This window comes from Sphingomonas sp. (assembly GCF_036388215.1).
GTDB lineage: Bacteria > Pseudomonadota > Alphaproteobacteria > Sphingomonadales > Sphingomonadaceae > Sphingomonas.
Genome location: NZ_DASVSH010000011.1, coordinates 90,187 through 106,434, shown reverse-complemented (window position 1 = coordinate 106,434; position 16,248 = coordinate 90,187). Strand labels below are relative to the sequence as shown.

Here is a 16,248-nt window from a genome sequence, read left to right as displayed (position 1 = left end):
CGCGGCGTTCGTGAAAAGGAAGAAGACCCTCACCCCGCCCCTCTCCCGCGAAGGCGGGAGAGGGAGAAGAAAGAATGGAGCAGCGATGACGGCCGAGATCGAATGGTGGGAATATGACGATGCCGATGAGATGGCGGCCGCAGTCGCGGGCGATATCGGCTTCATCATCGAAAGCGCGATCGACGCGCGCGGCGCCGCGGTGATCGCACTTGCCGGCGGCAAGACGCCGCTGCCGATCTACGAGAAGCTGGCGGCCGCCAAGATCGACTGGAAGCGCGTGACGATCGTGCCAGGCGACGACCGGCTCGTTCCGCTGGGCGATCCGCTCTCCAACGTCACTGCCATTGGCAAGGCCTTCATCCCCAGGGGCGCGCGGGTGATCCCGCTGATCAGTTCGACCGTAAGCGATTACAAGGCCGCAGGCCGCGCCGCCGATGCGATCCTCCAGGATCACCATTGGCCGCTCGACCTGTGCCTGCTTGGCGTAGGCGCGGACGGCCATGCCGCCTCGATCTTCCCCGGCCCGGATTACGACGAAGCGCTGAACGGCCCCAAGGAGCGGCGCGCCCTTGGCGTGATGCCCGATCCAATGCCGCCCGAAGCGCCGGTCGCCCGGGTGACTCTCAGCCGCGCCGCGATCGTCTCCGCCCGCTCGCTGATCATCGCAATCACCGGCGACAGGAAGCGCGAAGTGCTGGAGGCCGCAGTTGAGCAAGGCGCGTCGTCGCCTTATCCGGTCGGCCGAATTCTGGCGGACGTCGAACTGCCGATCGACGTGCACTGGAGCGCCTAATGGCATTGCACCCCGAGATCGCCGCGGTAACCGATCGGATCATCGAACGCTCGCGCACGAAGCGTGCGGCTTATCTCGAATTGACCCAACGGGAGCGGGACTCGGGGGCGGACCGGCCCAAGCTCGGCTGCGCCAACCTCGCGCATGCCTATGCCGGCACTGACGAGCAGCGCGAACTGCTGACCCCGGCCAACCGGATGAATATCGGCATCGTCACCTCGTACAACGACATGCTCTCCGCGCACGCGACCTATTATCGCTACCCTGAGCAGATGAAGGTCTGGGCGATCGAGGCGGGTGCGACGGCGCAAGTTGCGGGCGGCGTGCCTGCGATGTGCGACGGGGTTACCCAAGGCTATCAGGGCATGGAATTGTCGCTGTTCAGCCGTGACACCATCGCGCTCTCCACTGCGATCGCGCTCAGCCACCGGACCTTCGAGGGCGCGGCTTTACTCGGCATCTGCGATAAGATTGTGCCCGGGCTGTTGATGGGGGCGCTCCGTTTTGGGCATTTGCCGATGGTGCTGATCCCCGGCGGCCCGATGCGGACCGGCATCCCCAATAAGGAGAAGGCCGCAGTCCGCGAAGCCTATGCCGAGGGCAAGGCGACTCGCGAGGATCTGCTCGCCTCCGAGATCGCGGCGTATCATTCCAAGGGCACCTGTACCTTTTACGGCACCGCGAATTCGAACCAGATGATGATGGAGGCGATGGGGCTGCACATGCCTGGCGCAGCCTTCGCCAATCCCGGGACCAAGCTACGCCAGGAACTGACCCGCGCCGCCGTCCATCGGCTCGCGCAGATCGGCTGGAACGGCAATGACTATCGCCCGGTCGGCCATGTGGTCGATGAGCGCGCCATCGTGAATGCGGCGATCGTGCTGCTGGCGACCGGCGGCTCCACCAATCACCTGATCCACTTGCCCGCAATCGCCCGCTCGGCGGGGATAGTAATCGACTGGGAGGATTTCGACCGGCTCTCGCGCGCGGTGCCGCTGCTCACCCGCGTCTATCCCAATGGCTCGGCAGACGTGAACGGGTTCGAGGATGCAGGGGGCCCGCCCTTCGTGATCCGCGAATTGCTGAGAGGCGGACTGATGCACGGGGATGCGCTCACCGTGGCTTCGGGTGGAATGACAGATTACGGCCGCAAACCTCTGATCAAAAACGATAAATTGACCTGGAACGACTCGCCCGCGAAAAGCGGCGACGATTCGATCGTCCGCACGCTCGATGCTCCGTTCTCGCCAGAAGGCGGCTTCCGCATATTGGCCGGCAATCTCGGCCGCGCGTGCATCAAGGTCAGCGCAGTCGATCGCGACCGCTGGACGATCGAAGCGCCGTGCCGGGTGTTCCAGGACCAGCAGGCGGTGCAGGATGCGTTCAAAGCGGGCGAGCTGGACCGCGACATAGTCGTCGTCGTGCGCTTCCAGGGGCCCAAGGCGAATGGCATGCCCGAGCTGCACAAGCTCACCCCCCCTCTGGGCGTGCTTCAGAATAGGGGCTTTCGCGTCGCTCTGGTTACGGACGGTCGCATGTCGGGAGCGTCGGGCAAGGTGCCGGCGGCGATCCATCTTTCGCCCGAGGCATTTGGGGGCGGCCCGATCGGCAAGCTGCGCGACGGCGACATGATTCGGGTCTGCGCCGAGGAAGGGGTGCTCCAGGCGCTGGTCGATCCGGCCGAGTGGGATGCCCGCGAGCGATGCGAGACCCCGCCCCACGCCGAGGGCACTGGCCGCGAGCTCTTCGCGATGTTGCGCACGAACTGCGACGAAGCGGAACTCGGCGCCTCGGCAATGCTCGCTCAGGCCGGCCTCTGAGCGTGGAAGTCGTCACGGTCGATATCGGCGGCACGCATGCCCGCTTCGCTGTCGCTCAGGTCGCGGAAGGCCGTATCCTTTCGATCGGCGAGCCGGTGACGCAAAAGGTCGCCGAGCATTCGAGCCTGCAACTCGCCTGGCAGGCCTTTGGTGAAACGCTCGGTCGCCCCATGCCGAGAGCCGCGGCGATCGCGATCGCGTCGCCTATTCACGGCGAGCTTATCAAACTCACCAACAATCCCTGGATTATCCGGCCGGCCCTTGTTCCCGAGCGGCTAGGCGTCGATGCCTGGACGCTCGTCAACGATTTCGAGGCAGTCGGACATTCGGTCGCGCAGCTCGGTCCAGACGCCTTTCTTCACCTCTGTGGACCCGATGTGCCGCTTCCCGAGCACGGCTCGATCACCGTCTGCGGCCCCGGCACGGGCCTCGGCGTCGCGCAGGTGTTCCGCCACCGTGCCGGCTACGACATCATTCCCACCGAGGGCGGCCACATGGATTTCGCCCCGCTCGACTCGATCGAAGACGCGATCGTCCAGCGGCTGCGCACGAGCTATATTCGCGTCTCGGCCGAGCGGATCGTCGCCGGCCCCGGTATCGTCGCGGTCTACGAGACGCTGGCGGAGATCGAAGGCAAAGCAGTGCATCGGCTGGACGACAAGCAACTCTGGGCCCTGGCGCTGGAGGGCAAGGACGAACTGGCCATGGCCGCGCTCGATCGCTTCTGCCTCAGCCTGGGCGCAGTCGCGGGCGATCTGGCGCTCGCGCACGGCCCCAGCGCCGTGGTCATCGCGGGCGGCCTGGGCTTGCGCCTTAAGGACCGTTTGCTGCAATCCGGCTTCGGCCAGAGGTTCGTCGCCAAGGGCCGGTTCCAGGGGCTGATGTCGTCGATCCCGGTCAAGCTGATCACTCACCCCCAGCCCGGCCTTTACGGCGCCGCGGCGGCTTTCGCGCAGGAGCACGCACGTTGAACATTGAAGAAATCATGGGTGTGGCGCCGGTGATCCCGGTGCTCGTGATCGAAGATGCCGCAACCGCGCGGCCGCTTGCCCAGGCTTTGGTCAAAGGCGGCTTGCGCGTCCTGGAAGTGACCATGCGCACCGGGGCGGCGCTGGAGGCGATTCAGGAGATGAAGAAGGTCGAGGGCGCGATCGTCGGCGCGGGCACGGTGGTGAACCCCGATCAGTTCGCGCAGGTGGTGGACGCCGATGTCGAGTTCATCGTCTCGCCGGGCCTGACCGAGCGGCTGGCGGATCCGATCATCGCCAGCGGCGTGCCCTTTCTGCCCGGCACGGCCACCGCGGGGGACATCATGCGCGGACTCGATCTCGGCCTGACGCACTTCAAATTCTTTCCCGCCGAGACGTCGGGCGGTCTCAAGGCGCTCAAGGCCCTCGCGGCGCCCTTCTATCAGGCGCGATTCTGCCCCACCGGGGGGATCAGCTTGGCGACTGCGCCAGAATGGCTGGCGTTCGAGCCGATCCTGTGTGTCGGAGGCAGCTGGGTCACCCCCAAGGGCGCAAGTTATGAACAAGTCGAGCAACTGGCGCGGGAGGCGGCGGGGCTGCGGCGCTGAGTTCGACGCGGAAGTTTAGGCGAAGTTTAGGCCAATGCGCGGTCTCCCGCGCCGCGAATGTTCCCGGTGTTCGCACTGGCCATGGGAGCTTTTCGGACTGACGACTTCAAAGAGCGGCCAGCGGGTTGCACGCCGCCAGCCGCGCGAGCCAAGCATTTGAAATCCTACATTGCAAGAGAGTCCCTCTCCCTTTGGGAGAGGGAGGGAGCCGATGAAATCGGCGGAAGGGTGAGGCCAGAAAGGCCCACTGCCCTCACCCTTCCCACTCGCTTCGCGAGCGGGCCCCTTCCCTCTCCCAAAGGGAGAGGGGGTTTAAGTCACATCTCGCCCTTGGCGCGCCGCAGCGCATACCATTTCTGGACGTTGGCGTTGTGCTGCTCCAGCGTGTCGGCAAAGGCATGCCCGCCGGTGCCATCGGCCACGAAATACAACGCCGAGGATTGCGCCGGATCGAGCACGGCATCGATGCTCGCCCTGCCCGGATTGGCGATCGGGCCCGCCGGAAGACCGGTCATCGTATAAGTGTTGTACTGGTTCACCGCGCGGAGTTCGGACTGCAGGATCCGGCGGCCTAGCGGCTTGCCCTTGGTGATCGGATAGATGATCGTCGGATCGGCCTGGAGCATCATGTTCTGCTTGAGCCGATTGGAATAGACCGCGGCGACGGTGCGGCGCTCTTCGGATTTGCTCGTTTCCTTCTCGACGATCGACGCCAGCGTCAGCGCCTCGAGCGGCGTGTTCACTGCGATGCCCGGCTTGCGCTTCTCCCATGCCTTGGCGAGGTAGGTGACCATCGCTTTCTGCATCCGGTCGAGCACGCTCTGGCGCGTGTCGCCGCGATTATAGGCATAGCTGTCGGGCAGCACCGTGCCTTCGACCGGTACCTGGATTTCCCCCTGGAGCTGGGGCGCTTTCATCAGCGCTTCATATACGATGATCGAGGGCGTGCCCTCGGGGATCGTCACCATCCGCTGCAGCGTGCGCCCCCCCTGGAGCAGCTTCAGCACGTCGGCCTGACTGAGACGCGCGGGAATACGGTATTCGCCCGCCTTTATGCCTTCGCCGCCGCCCAGCACACGCGCGAACAGCACGAATTGGCGCGCCGAGCGGATAGCTCCGGCTTTCTCCAGTTCGTTCGCAGCGCGCGAGAGGCTAGCGCCTTCGGGCACCAAGACGCTGACATTGACCTTGGCCGGGCCGGCTCCACCCCAGAGCTGGAGCGCATAGAATCCCGCGCCAAGGGCCAGCAGGATGCCGATCAGCAGCGCGCAGCCACCAAGCTTCCGCCGCGGGCGCCGCCGTTCGGGAGGAGCTTCCTCAGACAGCCTTCATCACCAGGCTGGCATTGGTGCCGCCAAAGCCGAAGCTGTTGTTCAGCACGGCCTTGATCCTGCGCTCCTTGGCCTTGAACGGGACCAAATCGACCCCCGCGCAATTCTCACTGGGGTTGTCCAGGTTGAGTGTCGGCGGCGCGATCTGGTCGCGCATCGCCAGGATGCAAAAGATACTCTCCACCGCGCCCGCGCCGCCGAGCAGATGCCCGATCGCGGACTTTGTCGAGCTCATCGAAAGCGTCTCGATATTGCTGCCGAACAGGCGGCGGACCGCGCCCAGTTCGAGTTCGTCGCCCAGTGGCGTCGAAGTGCCGTGCGCGTTGATATAATCGATCTCGCTCAGGTCGAGGCCCGACTTCTTCATCGCCATCTGCATCGAACGGAACGCGCCCGATCCTTCGGGATGCGGCGCGGTCACGTGATAGGCATCACCGGACAGGCCATAGCCGACCACTTCAGCATAGATCTTGGCGCCGCGCTTCTTGGCGTGCTCATATTCCTCCAGCACCACGATGCCAGCGCCCTCGCCCATCACGAAGCCGTCGCGGTCCTGGTCCCACGGGCGGCTTGCGCGCCACGGCTCGTCCCGGAAGTTGGTCGAGAGCGCCCGCGCCTGGCCGAATCCCGCCATGCCGATCGGGCAGATCGTGCTTTCAGCACCACCCGCCAGCATGATGTCGGCATCGTCCATCGCGATCATCCGCGCCGCATCGCCGATCGAATGCGCGCCCGTGGAGCAGGCGGTCACCACTGCGTGGTTGGGGCCCATCAGCCCGAACTTAATCGAGACCTGGCCCGAGATCAGGTTGATCAGCCGGCCATGGACGAAATGCGGGGAGACGCGCTTGGGGCCCTTTTCGTGCAGCACCAGCGACTCGCTCTCGATTCCGGGAAGCCCGCCGATGCCCGAGCCGATCGAGACGCCGAAGCGGAAGCGTTCTTCCTCGCTCAGGTCGAGAAGGCCCGCATCCTCCATCGCCTGCCCCGCCGCGTCGATGCCATAGATGATGAAGGGATCGACCTGGCGCTGCACCTTGTGATCGACACGCTGATTGGGATCGAAGCCGTATTCGTGCCCCGCCGGCTTCACTTCGCACGCATAATTGCTGTGATAGTCCGTCGCGTCGAACCGCGTGATCGTCGCGGCGCCGGACTTGGCGGCCAGAATGTTCTTCCAGGCGGTCTCGACGTCCGCGCCAAGCGGGGTGACGAGGCCAAGGCCTGTGACGACTACGCGGCGCATCGCGGTTCTCCGTGGCAATTCACAACTAATACCTGGTCAAAAACAAAACGGCCCCCCGCCCAACTCGTAACGAGCCCGGGACGGGGAGCCGCTGAAATTCAATGGCGGCCCATGCGGGCAACGATCGCCGTAACGGCGATCAGCCTTCCTGATGCTCGCTGATGTACGAAACCGCATCGCCGACAGTGGTGATCTTCTCGGCCGCGTCGTCTGGAATCTCGACTCCGAACTCTTCCTCGAAGGCCATCACCAACTCGACGATGTCGAGGCTGTCTGCGCCGAGATCATCGATGAAGCTCGAAGCCAGCGTCACTTCCTTTCCGTCGACACCGAGGTGATCGACGACGAGTGCGGTCACGCGGGTGGTGATCTCTTCCTGATTGGCCATGGTCCCTGTTTTCCTTTGGTATGCTGGGCTCTAATTCGGTTGAACGCACGTAGATCGCTGCCGGTGCCGTTGCAAGGGGGTCACATCCGGACTGCGCAACGTTTAGGGTCTGTACTCGCTACCGGCAACACCCGGGACGGAGCGCATTTTGGCGTTGGGCAAGGAATGAGGAGGGAGTGAGGCGGCGCCCTCAGGACCGACGAATGACGCCGCCCAGCGCCAAAATGCGCCCGCTGCTTGCGGTCGCCATGGGAAGCCCGCTCGCTGCGTTGGACCGCTTGCGCGTAGCACCGCTACGCGACTGCGCGATCCGCCTTGCCGGCAGACTTCCCATGGCGATCACGGGCGTTGCCGGTAGCGAGTACAGACCCCTAGGCTTGCGAAAAATTCCAGGCCGCGAACTGAACCGTGCTGAGGATCAGATAGTATTTGTTGAGCAACGCGGCGTTATCGCGGGTCTTCATTGCCTCGTCGGCGACGGAGGCGATGACGAGCGCCTGCATCTCTTCCTTGGTGAGCTGACGGTTCCGGATATCCTCCGCCAGCGATCCGAACTGGGTTTCAAGTTCGGCAGTCACGAAGCCCTTCTCAGCCACGAACTTCTCGGCGATCGGAAGGCCCAGCTTGGCAAGGGCATAATCCCGCGCCGCGGTCGCCGCAGCCTCCGACCATTTATGCTCGATCGCGCAGGCGGTAGCCGCCGCGCGCAGGCCGCTGTTCACGGCCGGATCGAATGTCGGCCGCAGCGTATTTTCGGTGAAGTTGCGCGTGACATCCGTCTCCAGCTGCTCGCGCAATGCGGGCTGGACCTTGCCGATGACGCAGTCGATCGTAGCAAGGTCGGCCGCATTGGCCGGAAATGCCGGCGTCCACAAATAAAGGGCGAAAAGGGCAATCGTCGTGCGCATCATGTGACTGAACTCCTGCCCCCCGCTCTTCTCATGTGCTCGCGAAATCGGCCAACGCCTTTTCGCGAAGCCCCAATAGCGCGAACAGTGCGCCCGCGAGCGGGGCCGTGCTCTCAGTGATCTCTCCGGCGTCCACGCCACCTCTGGCGAGTTTGCCGAGCACCGTATCGTTGATCGCGTCGAGGCGCTCGGCATCGGGCAGCGCGCGGAAACGGACGGTCAATGCCTCGGGACTCAGGCCCTGCTCGCGCGCCAGACGCTCGCCGATAGGCCAGCCCAGCGTCGGCAGCGTATACAGAACCGCGGCCTTGGTGGAAGCAGCGCTCCAGCTATGCTTCGCCTGACAGGCTTTGGCCACGTCCTGCATCGCGGTAATCGTCTCTGGGCGATAGCTCTGCTCGCCGGCCGCATTGTTCAGGTTCTTTTCCAGATCCTCGGACAGCAACGCGCGAGCCTTCTCGTCAAGGCCCTGTTCGATACAGCCCAGCGTCTCGACGTCGGCGGCGCGGGCGGGCGCGGAGAGGCCCACCAAGGCGATAAGGCCCAAAGCAAGTGCGGCACGAAACATGATCATCCAACTCCTTGATAAGCCGAAGCATGCTGGACGCACCGCGCTACGCAATCAAGTCCCAAGCCTGGTGGGGTGCGGGAGCGGTTCAGAACATCGCCATCCCGCCATTGACGTGCAACGTCTGCCCGGTGACGTAGCCGGCCTCCCGGCTTGCGAGGTAGACCACCGCCGCGCCGATATCCTCCCCGTTGCCGAGGTCGCCATTGGGGATGCGGGTCAGGAGAGCGGTCTTCTGCGCCTCGGGCAGCCCGTCGGTCATGGCGGAGCGGATGAAGCCGGGGGCGACGCAGTTCACGGTGATGTTGCGGCTCGCCAGCTCCTGCGCCAGCGCCTTCGACATGCCCACCAGTCCGGCCTTCGATGCCGCATAGTTCGCCTGGCCGGGATTGCCCGTCGCCCCCACGACCGAGGTGATGGAGATCATCCGCCCGAAGCGCGCCTTCATCATTGGCTTCGCGGCAGCGCGCATCAGGCGGAAGGCGGCTTCCAGATTGACGCGGATCACCGTGTCCCACTCCTCATCCTTCATCCGCATCGCTAAATTGTCGCGTGTCACCCCGGCGTTGTTGACGAGGATATCGAGTTGCCCGAGCGCCTCGACCGCCCGCGGCACCAGTCCATCCACCGATGCCGCATCGGAGAGATTGGCCGCCAGCGCGACATGATCGCCGCCCAGTTCGGTGCGAAATGCTTCGAGCTTATCGGCATTGCTCCCCGAAACCGCCAGCCGAGCGCCCTGCCCCGCCAGCGCCCTGGCGATCGACGAGCCGATACCCCCCGAAGCGCCGGTGACGAGTGCGGTCATGCCTGTGAGGTCGAACATTGCAATCTCCAGAAGAAGTTATTTGTTCACGCGGAGGCGCGGAGACGCGGAGGGTAGATAGTCGTTGACGACCCGCCTGAGGCCTTCTTTGAGGGTTTCACCACCAAGTTAATTAGAAGCCCTACGGGCTGATTGGTGAGCCTCAGATAGGTCAGCAGTTGCTTGCCATGAACAGCTGCAAGGCGCTCCACCGATTTTATTTCGACAAGAAGTCGACAATCGACAATCAGGTCGATACGAAATGCCGCATCAAAACGCAGCCCTTCGAACTCGATGTCGATCGGTGCCTGGCGAGCGACCTTGTAACCCATCTCAGCCAGCTTGCTGGCTAGAATTGCTTCATAGACGCTTTCGAGCAATCCCGGCCCAAGCTGGCGATGCAGCCGTAGCGCCACATCGATCACGTCCCCGCTGATCTGCTCGATATCCACCAAGTGCCTGATCTCCGCGCCTCCGCGCCTCCGCGCCTCCGCGTGAACCTCTATCTTCTAAAGCGCCCGCACCAAAGCCTCGATGTCGTGCATCGTCACCGCGCTGATCGCGCTCGCATCGGGGGCGATGCGCTTCACCATTCCACCGAGCACCTTGCCGCCCAGTTCCACGAAGTCGCCGACGCCTGCATCGAACATCGCCAGCACCGATTCGCGCCAGCGGACCATTCCCGTCACCTGCTCGACCAGCAAAGCGCGGATGATGGCGGGATCGCTCACCGGGGCGGCGGTCACGTTTGCGTAGACCGGCACTAAAGGCGCCTCGATCGCCACTCCGGCCAGGGCCTTCTCCATCGCGTCGGCCGCAGGCTGCATCATCGCGCAGTGAAAGGGGGCCGATACAGGCAGCAGCAGCGCGCGCTTGGCGCCGTGATCCTTGGCGATTTCCACGGCACGCTCGATCGCGGCGCGGGCGCCCGAAATCACGACCTGGCTCGGGTCGTTGTCATTGGCGACGGTGCAGACCTCGCCCTCCGCCGCCGCATCGGCGATCGCCTGCGCCTTGACCAAGTCCGCACCGAGCAGCGCCGCCATCGCGCCCTGCCCTACCGGGACAGCCGCCTGCATCGCATCGCCGCGAGTCCGGAGCAGCCGGGCGGTGGTAGCCAGGTCGATCGCGCCAGCGGCACACAAGGCTGTATATTCGCCCAGCGAGTGCCCCGCGACGAAATCGGCCTTGTCCGCCAGCCGGACGCCGCCTTCCTTCTCCAGCACGCGGAGCACGGCGATAGCATTGGCCATGATCGCCGGCTGGGCGTTTGCGGTCAGCAGCAACTGGTCCTCGGGCCCTTCCGCCATCAGCTTGAACAGCGACTGGGCCAGCGCCTCATCGACTTCCTGGAAAACCTCGCGAGCAGCGGGGCTTGCTGCGGCGAGCGCACTGCCCATGCCTACGGATTGGCTGCCCTGCCCCGGGAAGATGAATGCGCGCATCGGCCTCTCCTGTTTTCAGGGCGCGCGTTAGAGCCCTAACCGGGGGCCATCAACCCCAGCCTCCGCCAAAGCTGAACGCCGCTGGCGGCGCGAGGACACTTTGCGACCATTTCGCCGCATTCCTGGGAATGGGCTGCGACAACCGGGTCCTACTTAAGGTGCAACGCCAAGACGGCGTTCCCAAAGAGGAGTTGCAGTCATGAAGAAGTTCCTGTTCGCGGCCGTAGCCGCCACGCTCGTCGCCACCCCGGCACTCGCCGCGGCACCTCAGCATTACGGACCGCAGCGCCATCAGCAGGTGAAGGTGGTCAAGAAGACCGTCTACAAGCCCGCTCGCGTGGAATATCGCAGCTGGAAGCGCGGCCAGCGGTTCGAAAGCCGCTATGCCCGCAACTATCGCCAGGTGGATTACCGCCAGCATCGCGGCCTGCGGGCTCCCCCGCGCGGCTATCGCTACGTCCAGTCGGGCAATGATGCGGTGCTGATCGGCGTGACCAGCGGGATCATCGCGGCGATCTTCTCGAACATCCTGCGCTAAGCTGGAAGACAATCGGGAACGGCGGGGCCTCGGCCTCGCCGTTTTCGTGCGTGCGACAGAATCGCTGTTCGTTTCGGCTGCGTTAGTGTTATGGTTAACGCCGGCCGACGGAGGACGCCCCCCATGATCCGCGCGACGATCGCTGCACTGCTTACCTTGTTCTTCGCCCCTGCGCTCGCGCTCGCCGCGCCCGATGATCGCGACGGGGTTCTCGAGGCCGAATTCGAAGGCAAGGTGGCCTATTTCGGTAACTATACCGGCACGTCCTCGGTGCTTGCCGAGCAGCCCCGCGGCGCGCGCGACGTGCCCTGCCCCTATCGTGACAATCGTTGCCGCAAGGCGACGGTGGGCGGCGGCGTGAAGGTTGTGCTCGAATTCCACGGACCGCGCGTGATCGGCTTCTTCTATGCGGTGGACGGATTTCGCGGCCCCGAGGGCCTCAAGCTCGGCTCGCTTACCGGGCGACGGGTGAACGACGGGAGCTGCGAGCTGTTCCAGGCCGATGGCAGCCGCTGGACCGGCATTTGCGGCGCCAACGAGTTCACCGGCGACATCACGACTGCCGACGGCATCCCCAACGCGTTCAACATCCGCTTCAACACCGTGGCGATGCACATGCGCGATCTTCGCGAGATCAAGCAGAAGAAATGGGAAGCCCAGCGCCGCGAGCAGCGCGTCGAATCGCTCCGCGACCGCTTGCACGGCGATCCGCGCGAGGCGTTCTTTGCCGCGGCAGAGCTCGAATCCTATAGCTGGACGCCCGGCGGCATCCCCGGCGAGCGCTTTCCCGCGCCCGAATTTCCACGCAAGTTCAAGCGCAACAAGACCTATGACCTGCGCTCGGATTATCCGCTGCCCAGCGGCGGCAATGGCTGGGTGATGGTGCGCTTCAACGGCGACCAATTCACCTGCGTGGCGTCTTCACGCCGCCCGAATTGCGGCCCGATCAACGATCCCCTGCCGATCGTGGTAGCCGACGAGGACGATCCCGAAGGCTGGTTCACCGCCGACGGCCGCGTCATCACCGATCTGCGCGCGGCGGAGCCGGGGAAGCAGCCCTGACGCGCTTGCCATTTCGCAACTGACCGGTTAAGGGCCCGCCTTCGCGAGCGATGGAGCGCTGCTTCTCGTACGCGTTGCATACAAGACGACAGCCGGAGGGGTGACCGCATGGTGCGGCGTCAGCGATCGGCCAAGAGAAGAGAAAAGCAGCATGGCTCTTTACGAGCACGTGTTCCTTGCGCGCCAGGATCTGGCACAGGCGCAGGTGGACGCGCTGGCGGAAACCGCCACCAAGATTGTCACCGATAACAAGGGCAAGGTCGTCAAGACCGAGAGCTGGGGCCTTCGCAGCCTGGCTTACCGCATCGCGAAGAACCGCAAGGCGCATTACGTGATGCTCGAGATCGACGCGCCCGCGGGCGTGGTCGCCGAGCTGGAGCGCCAGACGCAGATCAACGAAGACGTGATCCGCTACATGACCGTCAAGGTCGATGGGCTGGAAGAAGGCCCGACCGTGATGATGCGCAAGGGTGCCGAGCGTGAGCGCGGCCGTCGTCGCGATCGCGACGAAGGCGGCTTCGGCGGCAATGGCGAATAAGGAAGTATAGACATGGCACGACCCTTTTTCCGCCGTCGCAAGAGCTGCCCCTTCTCCGCGAAGGATGCTCCCCGGATCGACTATAAGGATGTCCGTCTGCTCCAGGGCTTCGTGTCCGAGCGCGGCAAGATCGTCCCCTCGCGCATCACTTCGGTGAGCGCGAAGAAGCAGCGCGAGTTGGCCCAAGCCATCAAGCGCGCCCGCCATCTGGGCCTGCTGCCCTACATCGTTAAGTAAGGAGCAGATCATGGATGTCATTCTGCTGGAACGCGTCGAGAAGCTCGGCGCCATCGGCGACGTGGTGAAGGTAAAGGACGGCTTCGCCCGTAACTACCTGCTCCCCAACAAGAAGGCGCTGCGCGCCAACGAAGCCAACCGCAAGGTATTCGAAGCCAATCGCGCTCGTATCGAGTCCGACAACGCGACTCGTCGCGGCGAGGCCGAGAAGGAAGCGGGCAACTTCAAGGACGTGTCGGTCACGCTGATCCGCCAAGCCTCGAACACCGGCCAGCTTTACGGCTCGGTCGCGGCCCGCGATCTGGTCGAGGCGCTCGAAGCCGATGGCCACAAGGTCAACAAGGCCCAGATCGTGCTGAACAAGCCGATCAAGGCGCTGGGCGTCTATGACGTCAACGTCGCGCTACACCCCGAGGTGTCGGTGACCGTCAAGGTCAACGTCGCCCGCTCGCCGGAAGAGGCCGAGATGCAGGCGAAGGGCGTCGATGTCATGGCGGCGATGTTCGAGAAGGAAGAAGCCGGCTTCGTCGAGGATTACGATCCGAACGCCGAGCCCGGCGCGACTGCCGACGTGCAGTCAGCTCCCGCCGGGGACGAGCCGGCCGCCGAGGCCGAGCAAGCCCAGGGCTGATCGCCTTTCGCGAAACCATTAAAGGGCCGTTCCGGTTAGCCGGAGCGGCCCTTTTCATTTGCCCCGGACATGAAAATGGCCGCGCCTTGGACGCGGCCCGTTTTGTTCTTCGTCAATCTGGCGCCACCGCCTCAAGGGCAGGAGACGCATGCTCCGATCATGGCGGCCAGCGGGATCAGCGCAAAAATCACCGGCAGCATCTTCGTCATCGTAGGAAACCCTTTGGGTGTGTTGCGAGATGAAACGTGCAAGGTGCGGGGCAGTTGCATCGCAGATTAATCTTTTGTTCGGCCTGCGTTCACCCAGTTGCGGGCTATGGAAGGACCGATGCCGCTAATTCCGCTGCTTCTGTCGCTTGCTGTCCCCGCACAGCCGGCGCTCACTCGCGAGATACTGGCCGAGATCAACTTCGCCCGCGCCCAGCCCCGTCGTTACGCAGAGCGCCTCCGGGGCTATCGCGCGCTGTTCAAGGGCAAGGTGGTATATTATCCGGGCAATCCCGACGGCCTGCTGACCAAGGAAGGCGTGAAGGCAGTCGATGAAGCGATCCGCTTTCTCGAGAAGCAGCCCCCGCTCGATCCGATCGCGCCATCGTCCCTGCTGGCGCGCGCCGCCCGCGACCATGTCGAGGAGCAGGGCCCGCGCGGCGCTACCGGCCACATCTCAAAGGACGGAGCAAACCCGCGCGACCGGGTGCAGCGCAGAGGCGGCGGCAATTATGTCGCCGAAGTCATCACATACGGCCCGCCCAGCGCGACCGAAGTGGTGCGGCAACTGATCGTCGATGACGATGTGCCCGGGCGCGGGCATCGCCGGACGATGTTTGCAGCCGAAATGCGCTATGCGGGCGTGGCCTGCGGCCCGCACCGCGTCTACCGCGTCATGTGCGTCGCCGAACTGGGCCGCACAATCGACGGGCAGCCTTAGCGTTCATTCAGCCGCCCAGGCTGCGCTTACGGATCGAAAGGTTAGTAAAGGTTAGGCCAAGAACGCACCTGTAGCCCAGGCAAGTAGCGGCACGGAGGACGAACGCCTGAGGGTGTGACCAAAGTCAAGCCAAGGCGCGGTTGTTCGTTCGACGACTTCAAAGAGCGGCGCGACGGGTTGGGCGGCGCATGCCAGCCAAGCAGGCGAAATCCTACATTGCAAGGGAGCAGGTCGCCTCGCCAGCTAGGGCCGCCCCCTCCTGTCCACATCGGCAAGATCGCGATCCATCGCGGCGCCGTCGAACGGCACGACGATGACCTTGCTGCCGTGCCCGTTATTGCCGGCCTGCGATTCCTTGGGCGTATCGATCACGGCGAACGAGAGCGCGGTCACATGGCCCTTTTCGATCACCACGCCGGGGCGCTCTAGCTTGTTCCAGTGGTTCACGACGCCATTGGTATAGCGGATGAAATCGGCGCCCGACTCATAAGCCAGGCCCTGAACCTTCCAGCCGGTGATGCCGTCGCGCGAGATCAGGTGGTAGGCGCGGCGTTCGCGCCAGTGATTGACGATCACGTGATACCAGCCGCCGCTGAACCAGAGCGCCGGGTCTTCATATGCGCGCATGTCTCGCTGCGGTATGCCGGCCAGCCCGCGATAGACGCTGTCCCCCATCACCATATAGGGGCCGAGTATTCCCGTCCGGCTGATCAGGACCTGCCCCGATCGGGGAACGATCTGATAGGCGCCGTCTGGGCGGAGCATGATCGCGAAATTGGTGGCGCGCGCGGGCTTGGCGTTCGCATCGCCTCTGATCGCCACGTCGCCCGGCGTCTTCACCAGCTGAAAGCGGCTCTGATCGAGAGCGATGGCGCCCAATTGGCGCCATGGGCCGTCGATGGAATCGGAAACGAACACGTCGCCATTCCGCGTCTCGCTGACGACGACAGCATAGCGCTCGTCATGCATGCGCAAGGCAGTGACGTTGTGGCCCTTGCCGCCCTCATTGTCCGGCCAGGTCGGCCCCAAGTCGTGATACGGACCCAATAGAGACGTGCTGACGGCCATGACGCCCTGGGAATCGACCCATCCGTCGAAGCTGCGCGCTTGATCCCAGCGGCTGGCGAACATGCGGTATTTGCCGTCGCTCCCCTTCAGGATTTGCCCGTCCCAATAGCTCCACCGCTTCATGCTGCTGTCTTCGAGCCCATTGCGGATGTCGCGGGGCCCGACCTCCGCAGCGCCCCATGCCGTGGCGGAGAGCTTGCCGCTCATCGGGGTGGGCTTGAAATAGGCGATAAAGGGCTTGGGGCCGAGGACCGGAACGGATGTCGGCTGGAGGCTTGGCGCGGTTGCGGTCTGGGAAGATGCCGCGAGCGGCAGCGCAACCGTGGCCGCCAAAGCGATCAGGCTCAGACTGAGGTGCATCGATCGC

18 protein-coding genes and 1 pseudogene are annotated in these 16,248 nt (G+C 64.4%); 10 read left to right on the top strand and 9 right to left on the bottom strand.

Going from position 1 to position 16,248, the window contains the following annotated elements; all coding sequences use genetic code 11:
• Positions 1 to 85 precede the first annotated feature (85 nt).
• From pgl to eda, 4 genes are read left to right on the top strand one after another with little or no spacing between them, the layout of a single operon-like run.
• Complete coding sequence (gene pgl, locus VF617_RS05240) at positions 86 to 793, top strand: 6-phosphogluconolactonase (protein WP_331013814.1); 708 nt, start codon at positions 86 to 88, stop codon at positions 791 to 793.
• Positions 793 to 2,613 carry a phosphogluconate dehydratase gene (edd, locus tag VF617_RS05235; protein WP_331013813.1) on the top strand — a complete coding sequence of 607 codons (1,821 nt, stop codon included), beginning with the start codon at positions 793 to 795 and terminating at the stop codon, positions 2,611 to 2,613. The genes pgl and edd overlap by 1 nt, the downstream gene beginning before the upstream one ends.
• A 2-nt stretch (positions 2,614 to 2,615) precedes the next feature.
• The gene (locus VF617_RS05230) at positions 2,616 to 3,584 is read left to right on the top strand and encodes an ROK family protein (protein ID WP_331013812.1); all 969 of its coding nucleotides are present in this window, start codon (positions 2,616 to 2,618) and stop codon (positions 3,582 to 3,584) included.
• A gap of 14 nt (positions 3,585 to 3,598) precedes the next feature.
• Entirely contained in the window at positions 3,599 to 4,189 is a 591-nt protein-coding gene (eda, locus tag VF617_RS05225) for a bifunctional 4-hydroxy-2-oxoglutarate aldolase/2-dehydro-3-deoxy-phosphogluconate aldolase (protein WP_331013835.1), read from the top strand.
• A 317-nt stretch (positions 4,190 to 4,506) separates the two neighbouring features.
• Here eda and mltG read toward each other — a convergent pair whose 3' ends face one another.
• From mltG to fabD, 8 genes and pseudogenes are all read right to left on the bottom strand, one after another.
• The gene (gene mltG, locus VF617_RS05220; protein ID WP_414713958.1) at positions 4,507 to 5,442 is read right to left on the bottom strand and encodes an endolytic transglycosylase MltG; all 936 of its coding nucleotides are present in this window, start codon (positions 5,440 to 5,442) and stop codon (positions 4,507 to 4,509) included.
• 64 nt (positions 5,443 to 5,506) lie between these two features.
• Entirely contained in the window at positions 5,507 to 6,766 is a 1,260-nt protein-coding gene (fabF, locus tag VF617_RS05215; protein ID WP_331013811.1) for a beta-ketoacyl-ACP synthase II, read from the bottom strand.
• Between the two features lie 139 nt (positions 6,767 to 6,905).
• A complete protein-coding gene (locus VF617_RS05210) occupies positions 6,906 to 7,154 on the bottom strand; it encodes an acyl carrier protein (protein ID WP_331013810.1) in 249 nt (82 codons plus the stop codon).
• 371 nt (positions 7,155 to 7,525) lie between these two features.
• A complete protein-coding gene (locus VF617_RS05205; protein WP_331013809.1) occupies positions 7,526 to 8,065 on the bottom strand; it encodes a hypothetical protein in 540 nt (179 codons plus the stop codon).
• A gap of 28 nt (positions 8,066 to 8,093) precedes the next feature.
• A complete protein-coding gene (locus VF617_RS05200; RefSeq protein WP_331013808.1) occupies positions 8,094 to 8,636 on the bottom strand; it encodes a hypothetical protein in 543 nt (180 codons plus the stop codon).
• An 82-nt stretch (positions 8,637 to 8,718) separates the two neighbouring features.
• Positions 8,719 to 9,456 carry a 3-oxoacyl-[acyl-carrier-protein] reductase gene (fabG, locus tag VF617_RS05195; protein ID WP_331013807.1) on the bottom strand — a complete coding sequence of 246 codons (738 nt, stop codon included), beginning with the start codon at positions 9,454 to 9,456 and terminating at the stop codon, positions 8,719 to 8,721.
• A gap of 18 nt (positions 9,457 to 9,474) precedes the next feature.
• A pseudogene (locus VF617_RS05190) lies at positions 9,475 to 9,890 on the bottom strand (GxxExxY protein).
• A gap of 54 nt (positions 9,891 to 9,944) precedes the next feature.
• On the bottom strand, positions 9,945 to 10,880 hold the full coding sequence (fabD, locus tag VF617_RS05185) for an ACP S-malonyltransferase (RefSeq protein WP_331013806.1): 936 nt from the start codon (positions 10,878 to 10,880) through the stop codon (positions 9,945 to 9,947).
• 199 nt (positions 10,881 to 11,079) lie between these two features.
• Here fabD and VF617_RS05180 point away from each other — a divergent pair, with 199 nt between their 5' ends.
• The 6 genes from VF617_RS05180 (at position 11,080) to VF617_RS05155 (ending at position 14,813) form a co-directional block, all read left to right on the top strand.
• Positions 11,080 to 11,418: an RcnB family protein gene (locus VF617_RS05180; RefSeq protein ID WP_331013805.1), complete on the top strand. Its 339-nt coding sequence runs from the start codon at positions 11,080 to 11,082 to the stop codon at positions 11,416 to 11,418.
• Positions 11,419 to 11,541: 123 nt separating this feature from the next.
• Positions 11,542 to 12,480, top strand: coding sequence for a hypothetical protein (locus tag VF617_RS05175; RefSeq protein WP_331013804.1), 939 nt, complete (start codon positions 11,542 to 11,544; stop codon positions 12,478 to 12,480).
• A 151-nt stretch (positions 12,481 to 12,631) separates the two neighbouring features.
• Positions 12,632 to 13,018: a 30S ribosomal protein S6 gene (gene rpsF, locus VF617_RS05170; protein WP_331013803.1), complete on the top strand. Its 387-nt coding sequence runs from the start codon at positions 12,632 to 12,634 to the stop codon at positions 13,016 to 13,018.
• A 12-nt stretch (positions 13,019 to 13,030) separates the two neighbouring features.
• Positions 13,031 to 13,255: a 30S ribosomal protein S18 gene (gene rpsR / locus VF617_RS05165; RefSeq protein WP_010543816.1), complete on the top strand. Its 225-nt coding sequence runs from the start codon at positions 13,031 to 13,033 to the stop codon at positions 13,253 to 13,255.
• A gap of 10 nt (positions 13,256 to 13,265) precedes the next feature.
• Complete coding sequence (gene rplI / locus VF617_RS05160) at positions 13,266 to 13,886, top strand: 50S ribosomal protein L9 (RefSeq protein ID WP_331013802.1); 621 nt, start codon at positions 13,266 to 13,268, stop codon at positions 13,884 to 13,886.
• A 327-nt stretch (positions 13,887 to 14,213) separates the two neighbouring features.
• Positions 14,214 to 14,813, top strand: a complete 600-nt coding sequence (locus tag VF617_RS05155; protein WP_331013801.1) for a CAP domain-containing protein — start codon at positions 14,214 to 14,216, stop codon at positions 14,811 to 14,813.
• A gap of 243 nt (positions 14,814 to 15,056) precedes the next feature.
• Here VF617_RS05155 and VF617_RS05150 read toward each other — a convergent pair whose 3' ends face one another.
• Positions 15,057 to 16,241, bottom strand: coding sequence for a glycoside hydrolase family protein (locus tag VF617_RS05150; RefSeq protein ID WP_331013800.1), 1,185 nt, complete (start codon positions 16,239 to 16,241; stop codon positions 15,057 to 15,059).
• Positions 16,242 to 16,248 lie beyond the last annotated feature (7 nt).

What these genes read in the sequence shown, in the direction of transcription:
- fabG (WP_331013807.1), bottom strand. Translation starts at nt 9,456, where the DNA reads ATGTTCGACCTCACAGGCATGACCGCACTCGTCACCGGCGCTTCGGGG.
- rpsF (WP_331013803.1), top strand. Translation starts at nt 12,632, where the DNA reads ATGGCTCTTTACGAGCACGTGTTCCTTGCGCGCCAGGATCTGGCACAG.
- VF617_RS05155 (WP_331013801.1), top strand. Translation starts at nt 14,214, where the DNA reads ATGCCGCTAATTCCGCTGCTTCTGTCGCTTGCTGTCCCCGCACAGCCG.
- fabF (WP_331013811.1), bottom strand. Translation starts at nt 6,766, where the DNA reads ATGCGCCGCGTAGTCGTCACAGGCCTTGGCCTCGTCACCCCGCTTGGC.
- pgl (WP_331013814.1), top strand. Translation starts at nt 86, where the DNA reads ATGACGGCCGAGATCGAATGGTGGGAATATGACGATGCCGATGAGATG.
- edd (WP_331013813.1), top strand. Translation starts at nt 793, where the DNA reads ATGGCATTGCACCCCGAGATCGCCGCGGTAACCGATCGGATCATCGAA.
- VF617_RS05180 (WP_331013805.1), top strand. Translation starts at nt 11,080, where the DNA reads ATGAAGAAGTTCCTGTTCGCGGCCGTAGCCGCCACGCTCGTCGCCACC.
- VF617_RS05150 (WP_331013800.1), bottom strand. Translation starts at nt 16,241, where the DNA reads ATGCACCTCAGTCTGAGCCTGATCGCTTTGGCGGCCACGGTTGCGCTG.
- rplI (WP_331013802.1), top strand. Translation starts at nt 13,266, where the DNA reads ATGGATGTCATTCTGCTGGAACGCGTCGAGAAGCTCGGCGCCATCGGC.
- VF617_RS05200 (WP_331013808.1), bottom strand. Translation starts at nt 8,636, where the DNA reads ATGATCATGTTTCGTGCCGCACTTGCTTTGGGCCTTATCGCCTTGGTG.
- VF617_RS05210 (WP_331013810.1), bottom strand. Translation starts at nt 7,154, where the DNA reads ATGGCCAATCAGGAAGAGATCACCACCCGCGTGACCGCACTCGTCGTC.
- fabD (WP_331013806.1), bottom strand. Translation starts at nt 10,880, where the DNA reads ATGCGCGCATTCATCTTCCCGGGGCAGGGCAGCCAATCCGTAGGCATG.
- VF617_RS05205 (WP_331013809.1), bottom strand. Translation starts at nt 8,065, where the DNA reads ATGATGCGCACGACGATTGCCCTTTTCGCCCTTTATTTGTGGACGCCG.
- eda (WP_331013835.1), top strand. Translation starts at nt 3,599, where the DNA reads ATGGGTGTGGCGCCGGTGATCCCGGTGCTCGTGATCGAAGATGCCGCA.
- rpsR (WP_010543816.1), top strand. Translation starts at nt 13,031, where the DNA reads ATGGCACGACCCTTTTTCCGCCGTCGCAAGAGCTGCCCCTTCTCCGCG.
- VF617_RS05175 (WP_331013804.1), top strand. Translation starts at nt 11,542, where the DNA reads ATGATCCGCGCGACGATCGCTGCACTGCTTACCTTGTTCTTCGCCCCT.